Consider the following 25,782-nt stretch of genomic DNA (forward strand, 5'->3'; position numbering starts at 1 on the left):
GTGAAAAATGGGTGTATCTGTATACAGCATGGCAATGCAGTAACGTTTGAGGGCAAAACAGTGCAAGACAATCGAATGGACCTGCAAGATGAAAAAACCCCTGTTGAATCCATTCAGCTTGAGATCATCCGGCGGATTTGTTTTCTTGATTATCCGCCCGGTTGCCAGCTGAAAGAGGCAGAGCTTGCCGTTGAATTCGGCGTAAGCCGAACCCCCGTGCGGGACGCGATCAGCCGTATCAAACACCTTGGTCTGGTTGAAACACGCAATGGCGTTGGAACGGTTGTAACCGTATTGCCCAGACAGCAGATCGAACAGGTCTATGAAATGCGGCTACAGCTTGCGACGCTGATCGGCACCGTGTCGCCCCACGCGATTACGCAACAGGATCTGGCGCGGATGGATGCGCTGCTTGACGACGCCATTGCATTGCAGGCCGCGTTCGATGCGCGACGCTATGTCGAGCTGAATGACCAGCTGCAGATCCTGATCGCCGATCTGATTGGCAATGCGCTTTTGCGATCCTTCTGGCGTCAGGCGTATTTTCAGGCCGCCAGCACATGGTACGGTGTCGCCTCTCGCGCAGGCGACGGGGTCGCGGCCTCTTTGGTGCAGGAAATACAAGAGATGAAACGCGCGATGGAGCGCGGCGATATCGCCGCTGTCGGGTTTATCCAGCGTGTTCATATCGGATATGGCTACAATCGCATCATTGAACATCTCTTCGCAGAGGAAGACACCTCGGTCGCGTCGGGGACCTAGTCAGCCCAAGATCGGGCAGGGGGCTGCGATGCGGATATGACGTCGGTGTTTTGAACGTTTGGGCACCTGTCCTTTCTTGCCATCGGGGATGCGTCGTATATCACTTGCAAGACAGGCACCCCTCGCGGGCAACGCGTGGCACGGAACCTGTTGCAGAAACACCTGATGATCTTCGAGGATTGGAGACCGGCATGCAGATTGATCTGAATTCGGACCTTGGCGAAAGCTTCGGCCCCTGGACGATGGGGGACGACGCCACAATGTTGTCTCTGGTCAACAGTGCAAACATCGCCTGTGGCGGCCATGCCAGTGATCCGGAAACCATGTATAAAACGCTGTCATTGGCCAAACAGCACGGCGTCATGGTCGGCGCACATCCCGGCTATAATGACCGCGAAGGCTTTGGCCGCAGGGTGATCCCGATGGCGCCGGACGAAATCGGACGCATGGTGGCGGCCCAGATCGGCGCGCTTGTCTCCGTTGCGGCCCTTGTTCCGGTCAAGGTGCGATATGTCAAACCGCACGGCGCGCTGGGCAACCTTGCAGCCAGAGATCCGGACGTGGCCTGCGCCATTGCGGGGACAATCCTCAAAATCGATCCTACCCTTGCGGTCCTCGCGATCTCGGGCACCTGTCTTGAGCACGCGGCCAGCGACGCAGGCCTGACCGTATTTTCCGAGATTTTTGCAGACCGTGGATATCTCAGCACCGGACAGCTTGTCCCGCGTGGCACACCGGGCGCAATGATTCACGATGCCGAGGAAGCCGCCGCGCGTCTGCTTGCCTTCCTCAAAAGCGGCAAAATGCCTGTCATCGACGGAGATCCAATCCCGCTTGCCGCACATTCGATCTGCGTGCACGGCGACGGCCCCGCAGCGGTGGCAATGGCGCGTGAAATCCGTCAAAGGCTTGAGGCGGACGGCGTGACGGTCTCGGCGTTCTTGAATCCATGACATCGATCTTCCCGTCTTTTACAGCAGTCGCAGATCACGCGCTTCTTGTGCAGTTGGGGGATGACATCTCCGAAGAGTTAAGCGCGCGCGTGCTGCAACTGGATCAGGCGATTGCCGCTGCGCCGCCCTCCGGTCTGCGAGAGACGATCCCCGCGTTCGTGAATGTGCTTGTCGAATTTGATCCCTTGGTAACCGATCATATCGAGATGGAAACAGCGTTGCGCGCGCTGTTTGACGCCGATGCGGCACCGGCCTCTGAAGGTGTGGTTCATGATGTGACCGTTTGTTACGATACGGACCTGTCGCCGGATCTTGACGCCGTGGCGCAGGCCACGGGGATGAGCACGGACGCGGTGATCGCCATGCATCTGGCAGGGGAATACAGGGTTGGCATGTACGGGTTCGCCCCCGGATACGCCTATCTGTCCGGTGTACCAAAGCCGTTGCAGCTGCCACGGAAATCAACCGCAATTCGTGACATTCCCGCAGGCAGCGTTCTGATCGCAGGGCCTCAATGCCTTGTCACAACACTGAAAATGCCGACGGGCTGGTCCATCATCGGGCGTTCGACCACACAAATCCTGCGCGAGGCATCGGACCGTCCGTTTCTGTTTGATGTCGGGGATCGGGTCCAGTTCAGGCGCATTGACCGCGCCACCTTCGAAAGCCTTTCCAGCAGAGGTGCGTCATGACAGATGCCAGATTGCGGGTGTCGTTTGCAGGCCCGCTTGTCACATTTCAGGACGCAGGCCGCCCCGGCCACATGCGCTTTGGTGTTTCGGCCTCTGGTCCGATGGACAGGCTCTCCCATACGGCGGCGAATGTTGCCTTGGGCAACGCGCCCGACGCCACCGCAATCGAGGTATCGATGGGCGGGCTTGTGCTCGAATGTCTGGATGGCGAGGTGTCCCTGTCACTGACCGGCGGCGCGTTCACCGTCGACCGCTCTGGCGATATGTTCGACAGCTGGAGCATCTTCTCACTCTCGGCTGGTGAAAAAGTCACGATCCGCCCCGGTGCATCGGGCAGTTGGGCCTATCTTGCCTTTGCCGGCACGATTGAGGCGCGTCGCTGGCTGGGTCACACGGCCACCCATTCGACGTCGGGGTTTGGCGGCGGTCAACTTGTGACCGGCCAGACAATCGACATCACAGATGCATCCCTGCGTGAGGACCGCCACGGGACAATCGACAGGCCGGGGTTTCTGGAAACCGGGGCCAAAATGCGCGTGGTCCTTGGCCCGCAGGATCAACATTTCACGCCAGAAGCCGTTGAAGCCTTCCAATCTTCCCCCTTTGCCCTGACCGATGCATTTGACCGTATGGGCGTGCGCCTTGCGGGGCCAACACTCGATCTCAAGGCGGCGCTGTCTTTGCCATCCGAGCCCGTCACGCGCGGTTCGGTACAGGTTGCGGGTGATGGCGTGCCCACGGTGTTGCTGGCGGATCACCAGACAACAGGGGGATATCCCAAGATCGCGACCCTGATCTCGGAAGACATCGACCGGATCAGCCAGCTGCGGGCGCGCGATCCCGTCGCATTCACCGCCATCACTCCGGCCGAGGCCATTCAGACCACCCGCGCCACCGCAGCCGTGCGAAACGGATATCTCGACGCGATCTCGCATCCCAAAGGCACCTTGAGCCAGCGTTTGCTGCGCGAAAATTTGATCAGCGGCGTCATCACAGGAACAGATCCGGATACCTAGGGGCGGCGTGTGTCAAAGCCTCTTTGCCGGACGGGCCAACAGGGCAGGTCGGGCCATCTCAGAATCAGAAAGCCCACTGGAGATGGGCATTTTCGGCTCTGGCAAAGTGGCGGACACTCATGACGTCGCACAAATGTGATGCGCATTAGCGACATCTCGTGGCGTTTCCGCATGTCGCACAGAAACAATCTTTGGGTCCCGCGCGGACCTCCAGCCACACATGGAAACAATGCAATTTGTTCTTTGCATCCTGATGCCGATTACGTCACCATGCACACATGAGAATTGCTGCTATTACAATGGTCTACCGCGATTACTGGGCTCTGGCTCAGTGGTATCGGCACTATGCCGCCCAGCTTGGCGCGGCCAATCTTTACATCGTCTCTCATGGCAGCGACCCCAAAATTTCCGAGCTTTGCCCCGGCAGCAGTGTCATCACGATTCCGCGTGAATCCTTTGACGGGTTCGACCGCGAACGCAGCGAAATGCTGAATGCTTTCCAACTCGCGCTTCTCAAGGTTTATGACTGGGTTCTGCGCACGGATGCGGATGAATTGATCTGTTGGGACCCGCAACGCTATGACGGGCTGGCGGATGTATTTGCGCAGAATGCAGAGTTTCCGGTTCTGACGGCATTGGGCATGGATCTGGTTGCCATGTCCCCCTCGACGGTGGGGGAACCTTTTCAGGACGTGCGCGATGCCGGATTTTCCGGCCATTACAGCAAAGCCTTCGCTTTACGCATTCCCGCAGGGTTGAATTTGCATGGTGTCAAAGTGGCCCCGCGGAATTTACAGAGGTTCCCGTTTCATATGCCCAAGGGTCTGTTTCTGGTGCATTTGAAATACGCCAACCGCGAAGCGCTGTTTGATGCCAACACGGTTCGCCATCAGGTCGCGACAAGCAAAGGCATCGGGCTGCCCGGCACCGCTTGGAAAGAAGCCTATGCCGAAACCGAGAATTTCTTTGAAACCTTCGAAAACAAAGAGCTGTTGCCTTGGGATGACGCAGAAGAGCAGGCACATGCGTTTTTTTCGGACAAACCCAGCCGCATCGAACGCTATAGCGTGATCAAAACGCGCGTCCGCAAATGGCCTTATCGCACAGTGTTGCCTAACTGGTTCGCGACCCTATAAACCCCTTTTTTGGGGGGGCGGCAGGTCAGACGCGCCGGATCAGATAGATATCCATGATCCAGCCATGCTGCGCGCGCGCGGCGGCACGGGTCTCTTCAATCTGTGCCTGCATGTCCGCCAGGGGACCTTCCAGCAAAATCTGGTCGGGCATACCGACATAGGCCCCCCACCAGATATGAAACCCGTCGGGCGGCAATGACGTGAACGAGCATTCTCCGTCCAGCATGACCGCAATCGTATCCACGCCCTCGGGCCAGCCGTGGTCGCGCAAACGGCGCCCCGTTGTGATCTGAACCGGCGCCCCAAGGGTGTTGAGCGGAATGGCATGCGCGGCGGTCAGCATCTGAAGGCTGGTGATGCCGGGCACCACATCTACCGCAATTTCAAAACCGCGCGCCAACAGACGGTCGGCAATGCGCAGGGTGCTGTCATAAAGGGACGGATCGCCCCAGACCATCAATGCCACCGTGCCGTCTTTGGCAACGTTCTTCGCGATCAGCTCGCCCCAGATGGTCGCCAGCGCGTCGTGCCACGTGTTCACGCCATCCAGATACTTGGGCGTGCTGGCGTCGCGGACTGGATAGTCGAATTCAAGAATGTCGGGCTGTGTCTTGAGGATATCGGACGCAATCATGCGCCGCAGGTCGGCGAGTTCGGATTTGTCCTCTCCCTTCCGGGGCAACAGGATCACATCGGCGCCTTCCAGCACCCGAATGGCCTGCAGGGTAAGATGCTCGGGGTTGCCGGACCCAATACCAACCAGAGAAAGCTTGATCATGTTCTTGTCCTTCAAGACGAATACGGCCCCCGAAAACCACGGGGGCCGCGTTTTTGCAAGGCCGTGGCGACGTTATGCAGCGCCCTTAAAGACGCGGTCACTGACCAAACCAGAGCCTTCCAGACGGTGCAGCGCCTTGGCCGCGGCCAGAACACCCAGATCGGCAAGGGGTTCGATCACGACAACCAGCATGTAAGCCCCGCCAAAGGCCATGATGTTGGCCATGTTTTCGGCGCCAAAGCCCTGACCATAAACGGCCCAGAAGGCGACCCACAACACGACGCCCCCTTGATAGGCGGTCGAAAGCGCCAGTGCCTGACTGTATTTCAGATCAACATAGGCCGTTTTCGGCGCGATGATCCGCTTGGCCAGTGCCGATACGGCAAAGAGCGGCACCAGAAGGGTCGTGACGTTCATGAAATACTGCGGCAGGTCGATGGGGGCAAAGAACAGCCCCTGCATCAACAGCCCCGCAGCCAATCCAATGGCGGTTGGACCAGCCCCGAAAATCAGGAAAAGCGTCGAGCCAAGGATGAAGTGGACCTCGGAAACACCCACGGGATGTTTTGGCAAAACCTCGAAAAAGATAAAGACCGCAACGGTCGCCAACAGGGCGCGCACGGCAAAGGCCGCAACATCCCGCGCAGGAGTGGTTTTGATGATTTCTTTAACAAGAAAAGTGGCCGCAGCCGCAGCTGTGGCGTAAGACAGCGCAATTTTAGCGCCGGTGACAACACCGGGTTCGATATGCATGTGTGATGCTCCTGTTATACCGTGCAGTCCCCGCACGGCAGGATGATAAGGGACGGACCATTGGCCCGCAGTTTATGCGTCTGGCCGGTCTCCGGGCTTGCGAGCTGGGCGTCCCTTCCCACCTGTCTCCGCCTTCCCGCGCGATTCGTGCGCAGTGGCTTTATGGAGCAGTGTCTCGCCTACCGTTGCGGGGGCAGCGCCGGACTGGACCCAAATGGGCCGTCACCGGCTTCCCGTTTCATTCCCTTGCCGCCAAAGCGGCGCGGGAACACCAAATGCTCGCGTACTTAAGAACGACTCGCAGGTTGAGGCAAGTCCGAAAACGACCCATTCGGTCTGGTTTTGACGGATTCTCTGCGGGTCTGCCCGCCTCAGGGCATTTCGGCCAGTTCACCAAAAAGGATCAGGCCGGGCGCTGTCGAGATTTCGTTTTTCAACTGGCCAGCAAGCTCTTCCATCGTGGTGCGTTGCAAGGTCTGCTCGGGGTGGCTCACATTCTCGGCCAAAAGAGCAGGGCAATCGCGCCGCAAGCCCGTTTGAAACAGCTTTTCCGCCAGTTCGGGGAAGGTGCGTTTGGGCATAAACAGAACCGTAGTCGCGCCGGGGTCTGCAAGGGACTGCAGGTTCAGATCACCGGGTAGGGCGCCCGCCACATCGTGACCCGTCACAAACTGAACACGGCGCGCCACAAGACGGCGTGTCAGGGGAATTTGCGCAGCGGCCGCAGCGGCACAGGCCGATGTCACGCCGGGAATGATCTCGAACCCGATGTCATGGGCACGCAATTCGGTCAGCTCTTCTTCGAGACGACCAAAAATACCGCTGTCGCCGGATTTCAGGCGCACAACCTTGGCACCCGTCTGGGCATAGTCTACCAACAGGCGGCTGACGTGGTCTTGTTTGGGTGACGGGCGGCCTGCGCGCTTTCCGACGCCGACAAGATCGGCCTCTGGCGCGGCAAACTCGAGGATTGGCCCCGAGGACAGGTCATCAAACAGGATGGCATCGGCATTTTTGATGCGATCCACAGCCTTAAGCGTCAGCAGCTCGGGATCACCGGGACCCGAGCTGACAAAACTGACAAATCCGCTCATACGCTTGCCTCTGCAATCAGGTGAAAGAACGTTCCGGTGGTGTGGCCTTTGATCGATCCGGTTTCCGGCACCGGATTGCCATCAGCGTCGCCCACCTGCGCCAGCGGCGCATCAGGTTCTTCCAGAATGGTGGAATAGTGGAATTCATGACCGCGCAGTTTCGCGCCCGCTTCAAAACCGGGCATCGGTGCCTGGAGGGTCGCCTGACGATAGCCCAGATGGAATTTGCGCTTTTCGTATGAGGTGACAAGCCCCAAGAGGCCTGCCATTTGGTGGCGTGTGCCCTCTTTGTCGATCAACACGTCCCCAAGGGCCATATAGCCCCCGCATTCGCCGTGCACGGGCTTGGTCTCGGCATGTTTGCGCAGGCCCGAAAGATATGTCGAGGCCGCCGCAAGCGTGCCCGCATGCAGTTCGGGATATCCGCCGGGCAGCCAGACCAGATCCGCGCTTGCATCCGGGGCTTCGTCGGCCAGAGGCGAGAAAGGCAGGATTTCCGCCCCCGCATTGCGCCAGCCTGTCAGGACATGGGGGTAGGTAAAGCTGAAGGCGGCATCCTGTGCCAACGCAATACGCTGGGCCGGCGGTTTGGGCAGCGCGCCGGTGGCCGCAGGTCCGGCTTTGGCTGCGGTCTTGATGGCCTCGAGATCGACATTGTCGCGCAAGAAGGATGCATAGCCTTTGATCGCGGCCTCAAGATCGGGGTGTTCAACCGCCTGAATAAGCCCCAGATGGCGTTCGGGCAGGGCAAGGTCTCCGCGGCGGGGCAGCACGCCCAGCACATTGATACCGGCCTGATCCATGCCCAGACGGGCCAGACGTTCATGGCGAGGTGAGGCACAGCGGTTCAGGATCACGCCTGCAAAAGGCACGTCGGGATTATAGGTCTTGAACCCAAGCGCGGTTGCGGCGGCGGACTGGGCCTGACCGCCCACGTCGATCACCAGCACCACGGGCCAGCCCATCTTCAGGGCCGTTTCGGCAGAAGATCCAAAGCCGGATTCGCCGCGTGTGGCGACACCGTCAAACAGCCCCATCGATCCTTCGGCAACGATGATGTCGGCGCCGTGGGATTGTTCCGAGATGCCCCCAATCAGCGTGTCATGCATCGCCCATGTGTCGATGTTGAACGACAGGCGTCCTGCGGCCGCACGGTGGAAGGCCGGATCGATATAGTCGGGGCCGGATTTGAACGGTTGCACGTTCAGCCCGTCTTCGGCCAGCGCCCGCAACAGCCCGAGCATGACCGTTGTCTTGCCTGTGCCGGAGGACGGGGCGGAGATCAGGATGCCGGGGGCGGTTGTCATGGTCTGGTTTCCTTATGCTTTGAGCATTGGGGGCGCTGCCCCCAAACCCCCGGGATATTTGGGGCCAGAAGAAGTTTCGGGTCAGTTAGTCGTCGCCGTGTTGCCAGCTTGACCACGGGCTTTCGGCCGTTTGCGGTCGATAGCGGCGGTCATAATGGCTGGCATATAGGCAGCTTTCGTCAAAGCCTTCGCCCGCGAGGGCCGGCCCGACAAGGATCAGGGCGGTTCGGGTGATGTTTTCGCTCACGTCTTCTTTGAGGTTGGCGAGGGTGGTGCGGATAATCTGCTGGTCGGGCCAGCTGGCGCGGTAAACCACGGCAACGGGGCAATCGGCACCATAGGCCGGTGTGAGGTCGGCAATGACATTGTCCAGATTGCCGATCGACAGGTGGATGGCCAGCGTGGCCCTCGTGGCGGCAAAGTTGGTCAGGGTTTCGCCTTCGGGCATGGTCGAGGCGCGTCCCGGTGTGCGGGTCAGGACGACGGACTGCGCCAAGCCGGGCAGGGTCAGTTCGGTTTCCAGAGCGGCAGCGGCGGCGGCAAAGCTGGGCACGCCGGGGGTGACCGAAAACGGGATGCCTTCGGCGCGCAAGCGGCGCAGTTGTTCGCCGAGTGCGGACCAGACCGAGAGGTCGCCCGAATGCAGGCGCGCCACGTCTTGACCGGCGTTTGTGGCCTGTTTGCATTCGGCGACAATGGCCTCCAGATCCATCGGGGCCGTGTTCAGGATTTTGGCACCGTCGGGGCAATGCGACAGCAGCGCCTCGGGGACCAGCGATCCGGCGTAGAGGCAGACAGGGCAGGACGCGATCAGGTCGCGCCCGCGCAGGGTGATCAGGTCGGCGGCACCCGGTCCGGCACCGATGAAATGTACGGTCACGTGCTGTCTCCAATGGCAAGGGCACAGGTCGCCATACGGTCATGGGAAATGTGCCGGGTCGTGAGTAGCGCCGCTTTTGACCCAGCAGCGACCAGAGCGCAAGCCTCGGCCACGCTGCCGGTGCCGCGTTTTTCAAGGACGCGTTCGGCTTGGGTCGGGGTTTGCACCGATTGCAGGGCATTGGCTGTCACGGGCACGACCTTTGTTCGTGTTTCAGCGGCAAAGGCCACAAAGGCCGGTGTCCTCGCCTTGTCATCGGGAACGGCATAGGCATCCGGCTGCGGGCCGTCCGTTTGGGCAAGCGCGTCGCGCAGTGACGCGACGGTGGCCGCACCGCGAAATCCAAATCCGGCGACGATCATTTGGTGACGCTCCATTGCACGATGGGATAGGCGGATTTCCAGCCGCGTTTGCGCCCCAGAGGTTTGGACTGTGCCAGTTCAATCCGCATCAGGTCGCCACCTTTGTCGCCGTGCCAGTTGGCCAGCAGAACCTCTGCCTCAAGCGTGACGGCATTGGCCACAAGACGCGCGCCTTGGGGCAGGGTGGTCCAGACGGTCTCCAACATTTCCTGACTGATCCCGCCGCCGATAAACACCGCGTCAGGTGGGGCAAGACCTTCCAAAGCCTCAGGCGCGCCGCCTGTCACAACGGTCAGGCGGTCTACGCCCAGACGCGCGGCATTGGCTCGGATGCGTTGGGCGCGATCCGGATCAATTTCAACGGCCGTGGCTTGCGTGGTGGGATGTGACCACAGCCATTCGATGCCGATCGATCCCGATCCACCGCCGATGTCCCAAAGGTGTTCACCCGGTTTCGGGGCCAGTGCCGACAGGGTCAGCGCACGCACGGGGCGTTTGGTGATCTGCCCATCGTTGTCGAACAGCGCATCAGGCCGTCCCGAGGCCAGCGGGATCACCGCGCCATTTCCTGCAACCTCGATGCCGATGCTGACAGGGTGCTGGATGTCGTCCGGCTGGGGGGCTTCTGCCTGCGTGGTGCGAATCCGTTCGCGCTGCCCGCCGAGGGCCTCGAGGATATGCAGCGTGGACGCGCCAAATCCTTCGGCGCGCAGCCAGTCAGCCAGCTCTGCGACCGCCGCGCCATCGCGCAGGGTTGCCAGAATCCGCGTTCCGTTGAACAGGTGGGGTTTCAGCCGCGCATAAGGCGCCGCGTGCAGGCCGGTTGTATAGGTCTGCTCCAAGGGCCAGCCCAAAGCCGCCGCCGCGAGCGCCATGGTCGAGGGCACGGGCAGCGCCCGCCATTCACCGCGGGTCATATGCCGCGCCATGACCGACCCGGCACCGAACCAGAATGGATCGCCCGAGGCCAGCATCACGGCGCGCTTGCCACGATGGGACAGAAGCACGGGAATGCCATTAGCAAAGGGCACGGGCCAGACCACGGTTTCGGCAGCCAGATCTGGGAGCAGGGACAGATGCCGCTCTGCGCCCATGACGATTTCTGCTTCGGCCAGCGCTTGACGGCTTGCGGGCGGCAGGCCATCCGGTCCATCTTCGCCCAATCCCACGATGGTCAGCCACGGAGTTTCAGACATGTCGGCCAATCTCCTTATTCTTGGCGGGACGACCGAGGCCAGCGCACTTGCGCAGGCTGTGGCCGAGCGCGGCCTGACCGCGACATTTTCCTATGCGGGCCGCGTCAACAGCCCCCGTCCACAGCCGATCCCGCATCGGGTGGGCGGCTTTGGCGGTGTCGAAGGGCTCGCGGCCTTTTTGCGGGATCATAACATCAGCCATGTGATTGATGCCACACACCCTTTCGCCGCGCAGATGAGCTGGAACGCCTATCATGCCTGCGCGCAAACCGGCGTGCCGCTGGTCGCGCTGACCCGTGCGCCGTGGCAGGCGCGGGATGGGGACGACTGGACGCATGTGCCGGACATGGCCTGCGCCGTTGCCGCGGTGGCGGGGGCGCCCAAACGGGTGATGCTGGCGCTGGGCAAACTGCATATGGAAGACTTCGCGGCCCAGCCCGACAATCATTATGTTTTGCGTCTGGTGGACCAGCCGGAAACACCGCCGAGCCTGCCGCACCACACCGTGACCGTGGCGCGCGGGCCCTTCACCATCGAGGGCGATACCGCGCTGTTTCGTGCGCAAGGCATCGAAATGGTGGTCTGCAAGAACGCGGGGGGGGCAGGTGCCGAGGCCAAATTGCACGCTGCCCGCGACCTTGGCCTGCCGGTGGTGATGATTGACCGTCCCGACCTGCCGCCACGTGACGAAGTGGCGACGGTGGATGGAGTGTTTACATGGATTGATTCCCACTAACAGAGGGATGCGCCCTACCGAGGTGGGGGCGAATGCACCCGCCTTGGGGGCGGGCGGGTGCATCCCGGACCGCAGGCGATCCGGGTGGTTCATTTCTCGACCGAGCGCGGCGTATACACCAAAGGTGCTCCATCCCGCTCGATGATCCGCGTCAGCGAAGACCCCAGCAAAACCACCGTCCGCATGTCCGCCATATCCGGCGTCGCCTTATCCAGCGGCACGATATTGATGGTCTGGTCAGGGCGGCTGACATTGCGCGCAAAGATGATCGGACGGGAATCTCCCGCCGTGTCTTGCAACAGTTTCAATGCCTTGACGAACCCTTCGGGGCGTGATTTCGAGCGTGGGTTATAGAAGGCCATCGCGAAATCGGCCTCAACCGCCAGCTTCAGGCGCTTCTCGATCAAGTCCCATGGCTTGAGATTATCCGACAGGTTGATCGCGCAGAAATCATGACCCAGTGGCGCGCCGCAAGCCGCCGAGGCCGCAAGCATTGCCGTGATGCCGGGCAAGACGCGGATATCCAGATCGCGCCACTCCGGTGCGCCATGTTCGACCGCCTCAAGAACGGCTGCGGCCATCGCAAACACACCCGGATCACCCGAGGACACCACGACCACCCGTTTGCCTTCGCTGGCCATTTCCAGTGCATGACGTGACCGGTCAATCTCGACACGGTTGTCTGATGGATGCAGGGTCAGCCCCTCGCGCGGCTCGACCCGTTCAACATAAGGAATATAGCCCACGATATCTGTCGCCTGATCCAGCGCATCCAGCGCTTCGGGCGTCACCAAGGCTTCGTTTCCCGGTCCAAGACCGGCGATCACAACCCAACCCGTCATGGCCGGCGCCCCTGACCATGCACGATGATGATCGAGAAATAAGGGGTCACCTTGTCTGTCATTTCACTCAGCTTTGTGACGGTCTGTTTCGGCATCGTTGCAAATTGCACGATCCACGCATCGTCATAGCGGCCCGCAGTTTGCAGCGCCCGCACCACCTTGTCAAAGTTGGTGCCGATCTTCATCACAACCAGCGCATCCGTGGCCGCCATATGATCAACCAGCTTGTCTTCGCCCAACGTGCCCATCAGCACGGTCAGCACATCGTCTCCCCATGTGATCGGCGCGCCAGTGGCTGTCCATGCGCCCGACATGCCAGTAATCGCTGGCACGACCTCAACCGGAACGTGGTCTTTCACGCGGGTATAGATATGCATGAACGAGCCATAGAAAAACGGATCGCCCTCGCACAGCACCACAACATCCTCGCCCGATTTGGCGAGTGCGATCAGATGGTCCGTCACCTCGGTGTAAAAGGCGGACAGGATTTCGTTATAGCGTGGATCGCTCAGCGGAATTTCCGTGGTGACCGGATATTCCATAGGAAATTCAATCACATCATCGCGCAGCATACCGTTGACGATCTGGCGTGCCTGACCTTTGCGGCCCGCCTTGCGGAAAAAGGCCACGTGCTTGCCGGTCCGCAAAAGACGGTCCGACTTGACGCTCATCAGCTCCTGATCACCGGGGCCAAGACCGACGCCATAGATGGTTCCCATAGTCATTCCTTACGGCTCGCAATGGCGTTGATCGCGGCGACGGTCATGGCTGATCCGCCAAGACGTCCCTCGACGATCATGCAGGGCACGGGTTGATCCGCCCACAGGGCGTCTTTGGATTCCGCCGCGCCGATAAAGCCCACCGGACAGCCGATGATGGCTGCGGGGCGCGGGCAGTCGGGATCTTCCAGCATGTTCAGCAGGTGAAACAATGCGGTTGGCGCGTTGCCGATGGCAACGATGGCCCCGCCCAGCTTGTCGCGCCAGTGTTCCAGCGCAGCCGCAGACCGCGTGTTGCCGATTTCCTTGGCCAGCTCATAGATGCCGTCCGCGTGCAACGTACAGATGACGTCATTGTCGGCGGGCAGGCGGGGTCGGGTGACGCCACCGGACACCATACGCGCGTCACAAAAGATCGGCGCGCCGTTTTCCATCGCTTCGCGCGCAGCAGCCACCATGCCGGGGGTGAATTTGACATGCTCTTCCAACCCGACCATGCCGGCGGCGTGGATCATGCGGACGACAACCTGCTCTTCGTCTTTGTCAAATGCCTCCAGCTTGGCTTCGCGGCGAATGGTGGCAAAGCTCTCGTCATAGATCGCCTGACCGTTTTTTTCATATTCATACGGCATCAAATGTCTCCGATGATGTCGAGGAGTGTGTCTGGGGACAGACCGGTTTGAACGGGCTCATCCCATGGCAGCCCGTTGCGGACAAGGTCGAACTTGCCGTCGCGGCCGACGAGTGTGGTTTGTGTTTCGCGGGGGCGGGCACAGCCCTTGGCACAGCCCGAGATATGCAAGGGGCCCTTGATCCGGCCCGCAACGTCCTGCGCCAACTGGCGCGTGTCCACTGTGGCGGTGTTGCATCGGGGGGCACCGGGGCAGGCATCAATGTGAAAAAGTGGATCATCCGCGCGGGTGATGAAATCCGACGTGTCGGCCATCTCGGCCTCTTCCAACAGGAACAACCGCCACGGTGTCACGCGCAGGGCTGTTGCGCCCGTTGCACTGACAAGCGCCGACAGGCGGCTGGCGTCCAGCTGACCAAATGCGGCACCATAGATCGCGCCCATGTCATGCGGGCCGGGAACAAGCTTCGGCGCAGGCGCGGCGTTCAGGGTCGCTTGCCACGCAATGGGCAAACGCGTTTGCCCCATCATGACAGGGGCCATCCGGCGGGCCGCCCCGCGATGGGTTTCAAACCAGTGCGCCATTTCAATCAGCGCGTCAACGGCGGTATCGGCGTCAACAACATGACCGCGCGCCATACCATCGGCCAAAACCAACAACTCGCCGCTCGGGCTGTGTTCCAGCCGGAAATCCGCCGAATTGTTCCGGAAAACCGGCGCGGGTCCGGTGTCGATGGCAAAACCCACTTTGGCAGGCAGTTCCGGCAGCTCACCTAGACGCACCGTCAGTTCCTGCACAATCCGGAACGTAATGTCGCCGTCCTGCCAGAAGGGCGAAATCAGGATGTTGCGACGGCTTTCCAATGCGGGATCGTCCCGCAACAGGTCGAGCGCGGCCAGCCGTTGCAGCACCTCTGTATGGTTGTCCTCTGAAACGCCGCGAATTTGCAGGTTTGCCCGACTGGTCAGGTCAATGACCCCGTTTCCCAGCGCATCGGCCACCTCGCAAAGCCCCATGACCTGATCCGCTGTCAGCCGCGCACAGGTGGGCCGCACGCGCACCACCAAACCGTCGCCCGACATCATCGGACGATAGGCACCGGGGCACCATCCTTTGGCTTCGGGGCGGTGTGTCGCGCTCATGACAGGCTCTCCAGATCCGCAAGGATCGAGTTGCGGCGCGTTTGCCAGAGACCCGCTTCGTGCAGGGCCGCGAACTTGTCCCGCATGGCCTGAAGCGCCTGCGGGTTTTCCCGCTCGAGAAAGGCAATCACGTCCTCGTCGCCCAGCGTCGCATCATGATAGGCATCGAACAAACGCGCAGGCACCGCATCCGCCAGATGCGCAAAAGACGCCATGTGATCCAGCGTGGCAGCGATCTCGGCCCCGCCTCTAAATCCGTGGCGCATCATCCCGGCCAGCCAATCGGCATTGGTTGCACGGGCATGCACCACGCGCGCGATTTCTTCGGTCAGCGTGCGGGCACGTGGATTTCCCGGATTGGTGTTATCGACATGATAAAGCGCGGCCTGTTTGCCCCCCAGAACCTTTTGGGCTGCCGCAAAACCCGCTTCGTGCGCGGCGTAATCATTGGCCAGCAAAAGATCGGTCTCTGGCATGTCCTGAAGGTGCACGAAACCATCGGCTTCGGACACACGGGCGCGAATGCCTTCCTGATCCCGCGTGATGGACGCACCATCCAGCGCAAATGACGACGCCGCGATCCAGGCTTCACCCGCCTCTGTGCGGGCCTCTTCGGTATAGGTCTCAAGGCTGCGCCCCATCCCGAGACCGTAACTGCCCGGCGCGGGGCCATAAACGCGGTTGGTGTTTGCGTGCGCCACAAAGGGGTTCCAGTCGGCGGCCTCGTCACGCAGTGTCAGCGCCTTGACCGCTTGGGCAAACAAGGACGACAACGTCGGGAAGACATCTCGGAAAAGCCCCGAAACACGCAGGGTCACATCCAGACGTGGACGGTCCAGCATGGCAATCGGCAGGATTTCAACGCCGGAAACGCGTTCTGATCCTTCGTCCCAAACCGGCTTTGCGCCCAGCAGGTGCAACGCCATGGCAAATTCTTCGCCCGCCGTGCGCATGGTCGCCGACCCCCACAGGTCAACGATCAGGGTCTTGGGATAATCGCCTTCTTCCTGCAAATGCCGCCGCACCAGTTCCTCGGCGAGCTTCACCCCTTGGGCATAGGCGGCCCGCGTCGGCACCGAGCGCGGATCGGTGGTAAACAGGTTGCGTCCCGTTGGCAGAACATCCTGTCGCCCGCGATAAGGAGAGCCGGAAGGGCCGGCCTCGATCCGCTCACCGCCCAAAGCCTTGAGCAATGCGGCGCGCTCGGCGTTGGCCGAAGGCGTCACATCAAACTGTGCGGTCGACTCAGGGGGGCGCCCGAAAACATGCAACCCGTCGCCAAACTGGCTTTCCTTGATGTCACAGACAAAAGTGTCGATGCGGGTGATGGTCTCGGCAAGCGAGGTGGCCACATCAAGCCCCAGTTCTTCTGCCAGCCCCAGTGCCTGCGCCTCGTCGCGAATGTCCGATTGCAACCGGTCACGCCGTTTCGGGTCCAACCCGTCCGCGTTCGAGAATTCGTCCAGCAGGCTTTCCAAACGAGAGAACCGCTGCGGGGCGGCGCTTTCCTTTAGGGGCGGGGGCACATGCCCAAGGGTTACGGCACCAATGCGCCGCTTGGCTTGGGCCGCTTCACCGGGATCGTTCACGATAAAGGGATAGATCACCGGCAAATCCCCAACCAGAGCTTCGGGCCAGCATTCATTGGACAGGGCAACCGACTTGCCGGGCAGCCATTCCAGCGTGCCATGCGCGCCCACATGCACCAAAGCGTCCGCGCCGAAACTCTGACGCAGCCAGAGGTAAAAGGCCACATAAGCATGACAGGGGGTCCGGCTCAGGTCGTGGTATTCCTCGTCCCGCACATCGGGAATGCCGCGTTCGGGTTGCAGCGCAATCAGGGCTTTGCCGCGACGGGCCGCCTTGAAACTTATTGTGGCATCGTGGATGGCGGGGTCTTGGTCTGGCGCGCCCCATGTCTCGAACAGATCATCGCGCAACGATTGCGGCAATGTCTCAAGAGCGGCGTGATATTCGGCGACGGGCCATGTCACGGTTTCCGTCAACAAAGCCTCGGCAAGGGGGGCACCCGTCGGGGCGTCATAGCCCGCTTCGGACAGGTCTTCGAGCATGGCTTCAACCGACGCCAGCGGATCAAGCCCAACAGCATGCGCCATGTTCCAGTCGCGGCCCGGATAGGTGGACAGAACAAAGACGGGTTTCTTTTGGGTGGCCGGCGTCGTGCGCAGGCGCAGCCAGCCTTCGATACGATCCGCAATCGCCTGAATACGGGCCGCTTGCGGGCGGTGGGCCATACGCGCAAATTCAAGGTGAGGGTCGCGCAGGCCTGCCTCTTTGAAAGAGGCCACACCGGCAAACAAACGCCCGTCCACTTCTGGCAGGACCACATGCATGGCAAGGTCCGCAGGGGACAGGCCGCGTTCGGCTCCGGCCCATGATTTTTCGTCAGAGGTTGCCAGCGCAACCTGAAACACGGGCGCTTGGGTGGCGTCCAGCGGCGACACGCCGTCTTTGCCCTTGCCCGAAAACGATGTGGCATTGACGATTGCTGCGGGTTCCAGGGTTTGCAGATGGGCCGCAATGTCTTTGCGGGCCACAGGTGCCTTCAGGGACGGCGCAAACAACCCGATCACATCAAACCCGCGATTGCGGAATTCTGTAAACAAGGCTTCGATCGGTGCAGTGTCCGCAGCCCCGAGGTAAGCGCGATAGAACGTTACCGCAATCAGCGGCTTTGAGGTGTCGCGCACCTCGCTCGGATCACACACGCCGGTTTCCGGCGTCCACGCCCCCACATCGGGCAAGACCTTTTTGCCCGGCACCGGCCGTGCATAGAGCCCCGCCGCCAGTGCCATCTGCGCAAGCGCGGCCTGCGCGGCAACCGCACCGCCCGTGTCACACAGGTGCATGAGGCGATGCAGGGTCGAGACCGGAAGGGTGGACACCTCGTCAAGGCGCGTGTCGGGGCGTCCGTCTGCTGGCAGAACCGCCAGCGCGATGCCCTTGTTGCGGCACAGGGTTTCGATCTGCTGGATGCCATAGGACCAATAGGAAATCCCCCCGATCAAACGGATCAGGATCGCCTTGGCCCCGTCCAGTGTCTGTTCGACATAGGTGTCTACCGACAGGGGATGTTTCAGCGCCGAGATATTGGCCAGTCGCAAGGTGGGCAGATCGCCATTGGCCCGATGCCAGCCCGCCGCGAAAGCCCCAAGGTCGGAATCAGAAAACGACAGCACGACCATATCCGCCGGGCTTTGGCCCAGATCGGTCGGGGTTTCGGTTTCTTCCAACCCATGGCTTTCGCGAAAGACGACGTGCATAGCGTTTAGTCTACCAGAGCCGCGCGGATCGCTTCCACATTAACGTCATCATGTTCGGCAATCACGACCATGCGGCCCTGACGGCCTTCTTCCGGCTTCCAGGGGCGGTCAAACTGATGACGCACGCGCGCGCCAACCGCCTGAACCAACAGACGCATCGGCTTGCCTTCAACCGCAGCATAGCCTTTTACGCGCAGGATGTTCTGCTCTTTGGCCATCTTCTCGATTCTGGCGGCCAAAGCGGCAGGGTCGGCCTGTTCCGGCAGATCAATCACGACGCTTTCGAAATCGTCGTGCTCGTGGTCGTGGTGGCCATCGTGATGCGACGGACGGTTGTCCATGTCATCTTCTGCAGCGGCTTCCAGCCCAAGGATCACGCGCGGATCGACAACCCCTTCGGCCACTTCAACAACGGGCAGGACACGTGGCGCTTCGGCCAGAACCATCGCCTTGGCCTTGGCCACGCCTTCGGGGCCTGCCAGATCGGGTTTGGTCAACAAAACGATATCGGCACAAGACACCTGATCTTCGAACACCTCGGACAGCGGGGTTTCGTGATCAAGGCTGTCATCCGCTTCGCGCTGGGCATCCACGGCGGCCACGTTGGTTGCAAAACGGCCATCGGCCACAGCTTCCGCATCGGCCAGCGCAATCACGCCGTCCACCGTGATTTTCGAACGGATATCAGGCCAGTCAAACGCCTTGAGCAGGGGCTTGGGCAGGGCCAGACCGGATGTCTCGATCACGATATGCTCGGGACGCGGCTCCAGTGCCATCAATGCTTCGATGGTGGGAATGAAATCGTCTGCCACTGTGCAGCAGATACAGCCGTTGGACAGCTCCATGATGTTTTCTTCGGGGCAGTCGGGAATGGCACAGGATTTCAGGATCTCGCCATCCACTCCCACATCGCCAAATTCATTGACAACAATCGCCAGACGTTTGCCCTGCGGGTTTTGCATCAGATTGCGGATCAGGGTCGTTTTGCCCGATCCCAAAAAGCCGGTGATGACAGTGACGGGAAGTTTCTCAAGGGTGCTCATAACGGGATCTCACTCTGGGATCGTAAGCGGCGGGATGCGCGCGATACAGTTTTTGCGGAAATGGGTGGAACGCTCGCGCCACGGCACGAGACCATTCTCGGTGTCAGCGTATTTGACAATGCCGTCATGGACCAGATCAACATCATCGGCACCTGTGAAGTTGCCGTACACATAGGTCCAGCGCTGGCTGCCACCGCGTACAACGATAGAGCATCCACTGTCACAGTTGGACAGGCACTCAACAGGTTTGACGGTGACATGCGCGGGCCAGTCCTTGGCCTGCAACGCATCTTCAAGAAGGGCACCGGGGCGCGGACCTTCGATATCGGTCGGCTGGCCGGCACGACAGGTGGTGCAGACCAAAAGCTCTACGGCGGCGGGGGCATCTGCCATTGTCGTCTCTCCTTCAAAGGTTGGGGGGGAAGATGACGGGAGCACTACAGCAAGCCCGACACCAGAACACCCCGTCCGGTTCATGTCTGTCTCGCTGGCAGGTCTCCCGGCTTGCGGATGTCGAGGTCTGGCCTCGTTGGTCTTCCTGCCTTCCCGGGAACATCCCAGTGGCAACGAAAGCCCTCTCCGGTCACGGTCGCGGGGGCGGCTGCGGTTCCAGAGCGTTGATCCTGCCCCGTCTCGCATTCCCTTTTCACCTGTCCGAAAACAGGCACCAGCGCGCCCAAGTGAGGCAGCAGGGCAGGGTTTGTCAAGCACGAGAGTGTCCATCTGAGGCGATACGCCTGTCAGCGACAGGGTTTGACAGGAAAGCGGCCTCCAGACAGGGGCGCGCCCGTCGGCGGACCCTCATGCGCCGCACAAAACAGACCCCGGCGTGCCCATACGATTCTATCCCTGATCGCGGGGATGGCGTCCCTGTGACGCGACCTGTCGCTCATCGCCTTGTGCTTGGGGACCCGCTGTGATTTTTTGCCACCGAATTCACGCGCGATCCAAAAAAAGAGGCCCCCATGAGCGAGACCCAGCCCGACCAGAATGCCCGCCACGCCGAGAAAATGAAAAAGATCAAAGCCGCGCGCGACCGTCTGATGGAAACCAAGACCGAAGAAAAGGGTCTGATCATGGTCCACACCGGCCCCGGCAAAGGCAAATCGTCTTCGGGTTTCGGCATGATCATGCGCTGTATCGCCCATGAAATGCCTGTTGCGGTGGTACAGTTCATTAAGGGCAACTGGGCCACAGGGGAACGCGACTTTCTCAAAACCCATTTCCCCGACGAAGTGAAATTCCACGTCTCTGGCGAAGGCTTCACATGGGAAACCCAAGACCGCGAACGCGACATCGCCAAGGCCCAAGCCGGATGGGAACTGGCCAAACAGCTGATCCGCGACCCCGCCAATCGCTTTGTGATGCTCGACGAAATCAACATTGCGCTGCGCAATGACTATCTCGACATCGACGATGTGGTTGATTTTCTGCTGACCGAGAAACCCGACATGACACATGTTCTGCTGACCGGACGCAACGCCAAGCCCGAACTGATCGAGGCCGCAGACCTTGTGACCGAAATGACCCTGCTCAAACATCCCTTCCGCGATGGCATCAAGGCCCAAGCCGGCGTGGAATTCTAGGGTGTTCAAGCCCCACCTGCACACGGCCACCCCGCGCCATGCCGAGGTCTATGGCTTTTACGAAAAAGTCTACACCGTGATCGATCTGTGCGCCGGGCTGACGTTTCTGGTGGGGTCCATTCTGTTTTTGTGGGAATCCACCACGCATTTCGCAACATGGCTCTTTATCATTGGCTCGGCCATGTTCGCAGCCCGTCCTTTGTCGCGGTTCCTGCGCGAATTCCACCTCGGGCGCCTGCCGTTGCCCGAAGATGACCCCAAAACCTAAAGGTTTGTCATGACTAAGAAACGCCTTCTCACAGAATTCGGCATGGGGTCCTCTCTGCGCCGTCAGGATTATACCGAGGCCGCGCGCCGTGCCGTCAAAGACGCGCTGTGGCACAATTCTATCAATCTGGCCGAACTGTTTGGCAAAGACAAAAACGAGATGCTGATTGATGTCGAGGTCGCCATAGGACAGCCGGATCAGCTGGACACCGCAGCCATTGCCGAGATTTTTCCCTATGGCCAAATCAGCGTCACCGCCGTGCAGGGCGGGCTGGATGTGCCGCGCGCCGATGGTGGCAAACCGACCGTGATTGCAAACGTCGCGATCAATGTGTCGCTTGATCTCGGAGGTGCGGCATGAGCGATCAACGTTTCATCATCGAGATGGGCATGGGCAACGATCAGTACGGTCAGGACTATACCAAGGCCGCCGCCCGCGCGATTGAGGACGCCATCCGCCATTCCTCGATCCCGATGTTCGAAGCGCTGGGCCTCGATCACGCCGACATGCGCGTGCAGGTGACGGTCGGCGTTCAGGATCCAGAAAAGGTCGACTGCGAAGCCCTGATGCAAAAACTGCCGCGCGGCACAGCCACTGTTCAGGCGGTCTTTGGCGGTCAGAATGTCACCAACCCGGACTCGGGCAATGTGCTGGTCATCGCCACTGCAGCGGTCGAGGCGTTTTTGCCAAAACAGGCCTGAACCTTTGGAAATTGGTTTTGTACAAACCGGTCATTCGGGGGCAGGAATTTTGTACAAAATGAACACTTTATGGAGTCTGACCCGATGACGCGCGCACTCATGATCCAAGGCACCGGCTCGAACGTCGGGAAATCCATGCTGGTTGCGGGCCTCTGCCGCGCTGCGGTTCGGCGGGGCCTTTCTGTAGCGCCGTTCAAACCTCAGAACATGTCCAACAATGCCGCCGTCACGGCCGATGGCGGCGAGATTGGCCGCGCCCAAGCCATGCAAGCCATGGCCTGTGGCAAACCTTTGACCGTGGACATGAACCCCGTGCTTTTGAAACCTGAAAGCGAGGTCGGCTCGCAGGTCGTGGTGCAGGGCAAACGTCTGACCACGGTCAAGGCGCGCGCGTATTCCGCGCTAAAGCCTCAGTTAATGGAAAAGGTGTTGGAAAGCTTCAACCGATTGAAATCAAATAATGATCTGGTAATTGTCGAGGGCGCTGGATCTCCCGCCGAGGTGAATTTGCGCGCTGGAGACATCGCCAATATGGGCTTTGCCGTGGCCGCGGATGTGCCCGTGATTTTGGCCGGTGACATTGATCGCGGTGGTGTGATTGCCCAGCTGGTCGGCACTCAAGCCGTGATTGATCCCGCCGATGCGGCGATGGTCGCGGGCTTTATGGTCAACAAGTTTCGCGGTGATCCCAGCCTGTTCGACGATGGCTATGCCATGATCGAACAGCATACAGGGTGGTCGGGTTTTGGCGTTCTGCCCTATTTTGCAGATGCCTGGAAGCTTCCCGCCGAAGACGCTCTCGACATCTCGAATGGTCAGGGACAAGGTGATTTCAACGTTGCCTGTCTTGGTCTTTCCCGCATTGCGAACTTTGACGATCTTGATCCTCTGGCGCAGGAAGAGGGGGTGACCCTGACGGTTCTGCGGGCAGGGCAACCCATCCCCGGTGACACGGATCTGGTGATCATTCCCGGCAGCAAATCCACCCGTGGCGATCTCGCGTTCTTGCGGGAACAGGGATGGGATGTTGACCTCATGGCGCATGTGCGTCGTGGTGGGCATGTTCTTGGAATTTGTGGCGGATATCAGATGCTTGGCTCTGTTGTGCGTGATCCGAACGGGATCGAAGGGCCCGCCGGAGACACCGCCGGACTTGGGTTGCTGGACCTTGAAACCGTGATGAGTTCAGACAAGCGGCTGACCGAAACCAATGCCGTCCATGCCGCATCAGGGCAGGGCTTTCACGGCTACGAAATCCATATTGGCAGAACCGAGGGCAGGGACCGTGATCGCCCCTTTGCAATGGTTGATGGGCGCCCCGAAGGCGCAGTGAGCAGCGACGGTCGCATCAGCGGCAGCTACTTGCACGGCATGTTCCGCGATGACGGATTTCGTCGGGCGTGGCTTGAGGGATTGGGCGCGCAGGCCAGTGATGTCGGCTATGATGCGACGGTGGAAGCCACCTTGGATGCCTTGGCCGATCACATGGAGGCACACCTTGATTTGGCAGGCATGCTTGGCGTAGCACGGTAAGGGCGCGCCGTGCCCCATCGGTTTTCCGGTGAAGCGGGCCGAGAGACAGACAAAGGTGTGAGGCCAATTCTCACGGTGTCGCGGTGAATAGCTTTTCTAAGTTATTCTATTTGCTTGTGAAAAATCTTTGATGCCCGCCGTGGTCCGGACACATCGATTGTTGTTTTGGGACTGCTTTCTATGGCAGCCCCAATAGTTCCATGCGACTGGCTTTGTCCGCTCAGCCCTTCCTAGTGGACGATTTCGAGGGCAGGGAAAGTCCAGCTTCCGTCAAGGATTTCCGGTTCGGGTTCATAGAGCCGCACGGCATAATTCCAGCCCGCAGTAACAGGTATGCAATTCACGCGGCCGTCGCCGCACCCGCCAAAATGGATCGTGAACGCGCCGTCATCCGATGGGGTGGCGGTATAGTTGTTATAGCTGTTCACCCCCAGATCATTTGTTTCCATGTAACCCTCTGAATTATATACTGTAAGTGACCAGAACGCCCGAACAGGAACATCCTTTAGCGTTACGGAAAACGGCGTCTTGCCATCGTTTTCCGCGACGGCGTTGGTTTGATAGCTGGCCGCCTTTGCAGGAAGCCCGCCCCATCCGGCGATGGCGCCGATCAGGTGATCCACCGGATCGGTTTGGTCCTTTGATCCAAAGGCGCGCCTGGTATCAAAGCCCAGTGTCGCAAGATCGTTGATCGCCTGTCTTGCCAGCGCAAGCTGATCTAGGTTCCAGTTTGGCGCTTCGAACGGCCCTGTGCCCCCACCGGTTACCGTGATGGCGTCCTGTGCGTTGTGGGCCTCGAGGATGTCATCGGGGTCGGCAACATCCGCAAAGGTTCGAAACGAGAGAAAGGCAAAGCGCGAGCCGACATTGTCCTTGGACAGCTCATACGTGCCCGGCGTCGCTATGGCCTGTAGATAGTGGTCCTGGCTGATAACTTGCATCGACATGTAACGCCCGCCGATTTCGGGCAATGTGACCGTTACAGGGGCTTGAAGGTCGATCACCATGCCGCTGTAGAGGGTATCCTGATTCATGCGGATCACGGGTTGATTGTCGGTCGTCGTGGGTTCGCGCAGGTGATTGATCTCGCCCACTCCGAAGCCAAAAGTACGCATGTTTTCGCGGATCATATGGTCCGTTTCGGCGCGCACCAGATTGCCGATCGTCACATTTGTGGGGGCATCAGGCGCCCCTTCGGCCCATGCAAACACGGGCAACACAAGTGCGGCTGTAAGGAAAAGGTTTTTCATAAGGGTATCACTTTATTCTATTTCAGGCTTTGGGCGGCAGGAAAGGTCCAGCTGCCGTCAATGACTTCGGGTCCCGGACGATAGAGGCGCACGGTATAGTTCCAGCCTTCGATGATCGGCAGACAGTTCGGACGCCCGTCGTCGCAATCACCCAGATGAACCGTCATTCCGCCGTCGTCATTGCGTGTGCCCGTGACCGAGTTGATATTGTAAGCGCCCAAGGTGTTCGGTTCGAAAAAACCGCCAGCGTTATAGGCGCTGATCGACCAGAACGCGTCCACCGGAACCTCGGCTGGCACGGTGATCTCGTACGCGCCAACGGGAAGTCCCGGATCAACATTCAGATAAAAGGCCTCGGCTTCGGGCAGGCCTCCCCAGCCTCCTGCGGTGCCGACCAGGTGACGCACGCCATCGACCTCGCCTTGCGCTCCAAACATCCGGGAACTGTCAGGGGTGTATGGGCCCATCGACAGAATGGATTGCAGCAGCCCTTCAAAGCTTTCTTCGTCATAGTCGGGTTGCAGGAAAGGCTTGTCCGAGGCGGCTGTGATCTGCATCTGACCCTGCAGGCGGTTGACCGCGGCGATGTCTTCGGGGGCCGAGGCATCCACAAGAATTCGCATGAACACAATAACATAGGGCGTGTCAAACGTGTCCATATCCAAGTTGAACGTGCCGCCGCCATAGAACACGTCATTGACGTAGTGGTCCTGGTTCACGACCATGGTTGTCAGGTATCGGCCGTCCATATCGGGAATGGTCAGTGTTGCGCCCTTGGTGATGTCGATGACCGCAGTGCTGTAGAGCGTGTCACGGTTCATGCGGATGGTGGGTTGTTTTGCAACGTCTGTAGGGGCCTGAAAGTGAAAGAACTGGTTCACGCCGCCCGCCAGGGTCACGTATTTTGTCATCTCGATATCGGTTGCTGCACGCACGAAATTGTCGATGGTTACCGGTATTTCGCGGGCTTCCAGAATGGCATCCAGATCATTGAGACCGGTGTCGGCCAAAGCCGGAGCACCTGTCATCAAAATCGCACCGATAGTGCCGAGCAGTGTCTTTTGTCTTTTGTTCATCGTGGTCTCCTGCGCTGGATAATTGGATGCGAAAGGCCTGT

The 25,782-nt window shown here is 60.1% G+C and carries 27 protein-coding genes and 2 riboswitches; of the genes, 11 read left to right on the forward strand and 16 right to left on the reverse strand.

What is annotated here, in order from left to right; all coding sequences use genetic code 11:
- Positions 1–75: 75 nt before the first annotated feature.
- The 5 genes from PH7735_RS10075 to PH7735_RS10095 all read left to right on the forward strand — a co-directional run bounded on the left by PH7735_RS10075 (position 76) and on the right by PH7735_RS10095 (position 4,559).
- Positions 76–762, forward strand: a complete 687-nt coding sequence (locus tag PH7735_RS10075; protein ID WP_058311265.1) for a GntR family transcriptional regulator — start codon at positions 76–78, stop codon at positions 760–762.
- Between the two features lie 191 nt (positions 763–953).
- Positions 954–1,715, forward strand: coding sequence for a LamB/YcsF family protein (locus tag PH7735_RS10080; RefSeq protein WP_058311266.1), 762 nt, complete (start codon positions 954–956; stop codon positions 1,713–1,715).
- A complete protein-coding gene (locus PH7735_RS10085) occupies positions 1,712–2,407 on the forward strand; it encodes a 5-oxoprolinase subunit B family protein (RefSeq protein ID WP_058311267.1) in 696 nt (231 codons plus the stop codon). Before PH7735_RS10080 ends, PH7735_RS10085 begins: the two co-directional genes overlap by 4 nt.
- The gene (locus PH7735_RS10090) at positions 2,404–3,423 is read left to right on the forward strand and encodes a 5-oxoprolinase subunit C family protein (protein WP_058311268.1); all 1,020 of its coding nucleotides are present in this window, start codon (positions 2,404–2,406) and stop codon (positions 3,421–3,423) included. The genes PH7735_RS10085 and PH7735_RS10090 overlap by 4 nt, the downstream gene beginning before the upstream one ends.
- Positions 3,424–3,701: 278 nt before the next feature.
- Positions 3,702–4,559, forward strand: coding sequence for a glycosyltransferase family 2 protein (locus PH7735_RS10095; protein ID WP_058311269.1), 858 nt, complete (start codon positions 3,702–3,704; stop codon positions 4,557–4,559).
- 25 nt (positions 4,560–4,584) lie between these two features.
- On the opposite strand, the gene cobF is transcribed toward PH7735_RS10095, so the two are convergent.
- The 7 genes from cobF to cbiE all read right to left on the reverse strand — a co-directional run bounded on the left by cobF (position 4,585) and on the right by cbiE (position 10,929).
- On the reverse strand, positions 4,585–5,337 hold the full coding sequence (gene cobF / locus PH7735_RS10100) for a precorrin-6A synthase (deacetylating) (protein WP_058311270.1): 753 nt from the start codon (positions 5,335–5,337) through the stop codon (positions 4,585–4,587).
- Between the two features lie 72 nt (positions 5,338–5,409).
- Entirely contained in the window at positions 5,410–6,090 is a 681-nt protein-coding gene (locus tag PH7735_RS10105; protein ID WP_058311271.1) for an energy-coupling factor ABC transporter permease, read from the reverse strand.
- A gap of 65 nt (positions 6,091–6,155) precedes the next feature.
- Positions 6,156–6,381, reverse strand: a riboswitch (cobalamin riboswitch).
- Positions 6,382–6,461: 80 nt separating this feature from the next.
- Positions 6,462–7,184, reverse strand: a complete 723-nt coding sequence (gene cobA, locus PH7735_RS10110; protein WP_058311272.1) for a uroporphyrinogen-III C-methyltransferase — start codon at positions 7,182–7,184, stop codon at positions 6,462–6,464.
- Positions 7,181–8,491 (reverse strand): cobyrinic acid a,c-diamide synthase CobB, encoded by a 1,311-nt coding sequence (locus tag PH7735_RS10115; RefSeq protein WP_058311273.1) that lies wholly within the window; start codon positions 8,489–8,491, stop codon positions 7,181–7,183. Before PH7735_RS10115 ends, cobA begins: the two co-directional genes overlap by 4 nt.
- A gap of 85 nt (positions 8,492–8,576) precedes the next feature.
- Entirely contained in the window at positions 8,577–9,371 is a 795-nt protein-coding gene (gene cobM, locus PH7735_RS10120; protein WP_058311274.1) for a precorrin-4 C(11)-methyltransferase, read from the reverse strand.
- Positions 9,368–9,733 carry a cobalamin biosynthesis protein gene (locus tag PH7735_RS10125; RefSeq protein ID WP_058311275.1) on the reverse strand — a complete coding sequence of 122 codons (366 nt, stop codon included), beginning with the start codon at positions 9,731–9,733 and terminating at the stop codon, positions 9,368–9,370. The genes cobM and PH7735_RS10125 overlap by 4 nt, the downstream gene beginning before the upstream one ends.
- Complete coding sequence (gene cbiE / locus PH7735_RS10130) at positions 9,730–10,929, reverse strand: precorrin-6y C5,15-methyltransferase (decarboxylating) subunit CbiE (protein WP_199534987.1); 1,200 nt, start codon at positions 10,927–10,929, stop codon at positions 9,730–9,732. Before cbiE ends, PH7735_RS10125 begins: the two co-directional genes overlap by 4 nt.
- Between cbiE and PH7735_RS10135 the strand changes: the two genes are divergently transcribed.
- Positions 10,928–11,665, forward strand: a complete 738-nt coding sequence (locus PH7735_RS10135; RefSeq protein WP_058311821.1) for a cobalt-precorrin-6A reductase — start codon at positions 10,928–10,930, stop codon at positions 11,663–11,665. The genes cbiE and PH7735_RS10135 overlap by 2 nt on opposite strands.
- 89 nt (positions 11,666–11,754) lie before the next feature.
- Here PH7735_RS10135 and cobJ read toward each other — a convergent pair whose 3' ends face one another.
- Genes cobJ through PH7735_RS10170 form a run of 7 tightly spaced genes read right to left on the reverse strand, consistent with a single transcriptional unit; the run spans position 11,755 to position 19,720 of the window.
- A complete protein-coding gene (cobJ, locus tag PH7735_RS10140; protein WP_058311277.1) occupies positions 11,755–12,507 on the reverse strand; it encodes a precorrin-3B C(17)-methyltransferase in 753 nt (250 codons plus the stop codon).
- On the reverse strand, positions 12,504–13,232 hold the full coding sequence (gene cobI, locus PH7735_RS10145) for a precorrin-2 C(20)-methyltransferase (protein WP_058311278.1): 729 nt from the start codon (positions 13,230–13,232) through the stop codon (positions 12,504–12,506). The genes cobJ and cobI overlap by 4 nt, the downstream gene beginning before the upstream one ends.
- On the reverse strand, positions 13,229–13,858 hold the full coding sequence (locus PH7735_RS10150; RefSeq protein WP_058311279.1) for a precorrin-8X methylmutase: 630 nt from the start codon (positions 13,856–13,858) through the stop codon (positions 13,229–13,231). Before PH7735_RS10150 ends, cobI begins: the two co-directional genes overlap by 4 nt.
- Positions 13,858–15,000: a ferredoxin-like domain-containing protein gene (locus tag PH7735_RS10155; RefSeq protein ID WP_058311280.1), complete on the reverse strand. Its 1,143-nt coding sequence runs from the start codon at positions 14,998–15,000 to the stop codon at positions 13,858–13,860. Before PH7735_RS10155 ends, PH7735_RS10150 begins: the two co-directional genes overlap by 1 nt.
- Entirely contained in the window at positions 14,997–18,284 is a 3,288-nt protein-coding gene (gene cobN, locus PH7735_RS10160) for a cobaltochelatase subunit CobN (RefSeq protein WP_058311281.1), read from the reverse strand. The genes PH7735_RS10155 and cobN overlap by 4 nt, the downstream gene beginning before the upstream one ends.
- Before the next feature lie 5 nt (positions 18,285–18,289).
- Positions 18,290–19,327 carry a cobalamin biosynthesis protein CobW gene (gene cobW / locus PH7735_RS10165; RefSeq protein ID WP_058311282.1) on the reverse strand — a complete coding sequence of 346 codons (1,038 nt, stop codon included), beginning with the start codon at positions 19,325–19,327 and terminating at the stop codon, positions 18,290–18,292.
- A 9-nt stretch (positions 19,328–19,336) separates the two neighbouring features.
- The gene (locus PH7735_RS10170) at positions 19,337–19,720 is read right to left on the reverse strand and encodes a DUF1636 family protein (protein WP_058311283.1); all 384 of its coding nucleotides are present in this window, start codon (positions 19,718–19,720) and stop codon (positions 19,337–19,339) included.
- Positions 19,721–19,799: 79 nt separating this feature from the next.
- Positions 19,800–20,014: riboswitch (cobalamin riboswitch) on the reverse strand.
- A 278-nt stretch (positions 20,015–20,292) separates the two neighbouring features.
- Between PH7735_RS10170 and cobO the strand changes: the two genes are divergently transcribed.
- The 5 genes from cobO (at position 20,293) to PH7735_RS10195 (ending at position 23,415) form a co-directional block, all read left to right on the forward strand.
- A complete protein-coding gene (cobO, locus tag PH7735_RS10175) occupies positions 20,293–20,913 on the forward strand; it encodes a cob(I)yrinic acid a,c-diamide adenosyltransferase (RefSeq protein ID WP_058311284.1) in 621 nt (206 codons plus the stop codon).
- Position 20,914: 1 nt separating this feature from the next.
- A complete protein-coding gene (locus tag PH7735_RS10180) occupies positions 20,915–21,181 on the forward strand; it encodes a YrhK family protein (RefSeq protein ID WP_058311285.1) in 267 nt (88 codons plus the stop codon).
- Positions 21,182–21,190: 9 nt separating this feature from the next.
- Positions 21,191–21,541, forward strand: coding sequence for a Lin0512 family protein (locus PH7735_RS10185; RefSeq protein ID WP_058311286.1), 351 nt, complete (start codon positions 21,191–21,193; stop codon positions 21,539–21,541).
- Entirely contained in the window at positions 21,538–21,882 is a 345-nt protein-coding gene (locus PH7735_RS10190) for a Lin0512 family protein (RefSeq protein ID WP_058311287.1), read from the forward strand. Before PH7735_RS10185 ends, PH7735_RS10190 begins: the two co-directional genes overlap by 4 nt.
- 84 nt (positions 21,883–21,966) lie before the next feature.
- Entirely contained in the window at positions 21,967–23,415 is a 1,449-nt protein-coding gene (locus PH7735_RS10195; protein ID WP_058311822.1) for a cobyric acid synthase, read from the forward strand.
- 230 nt (positions 23,416–23,645) lie between these two features.
- Here the strand turns inward: PH7735_RS10195 and PH7735_RS10200 are convergent, their stop codons facing one another.
- Positions 23,646–24,665: a DUF1214 domain-containing protein gene (locus tag PH7735_RS10200; RefSeq protein ID WP_082645211.1), complete on the reverse strand. Its 1,020-nt coding sequence runs from the start codon at positions 24,663–24,665 to the stop codon at positions 23,646–23,648.
- A 17-nt stretch (positions 24,666–24,682) separates the two neighbouring features.
- Positions 24,683–25,741 (reverse strand): DUF1214 domain-containing protein, encoded by a 1,059-nt coding sequence (locus PH7735_RS10205; RefSeq protein WP_199534988.1) that lies wholly within the window; start codon positions 25,739–25,741, stop codon positions 24,683–24,685.
- Positions 25,742–25,782 lie beyond the last annotated feature (41 nt).

Origin of the sequence: Shimia thalassica (assembly GCF_001458215.1) — a bacterium.
In the GTDB taxonomy this organism is placed as follows: Bacteria; Pseudomonadota; Alphaproteobacteria; order Rhodobacterales; family Rhodobacteraceae; genus Shimia; species Shimia thalassica.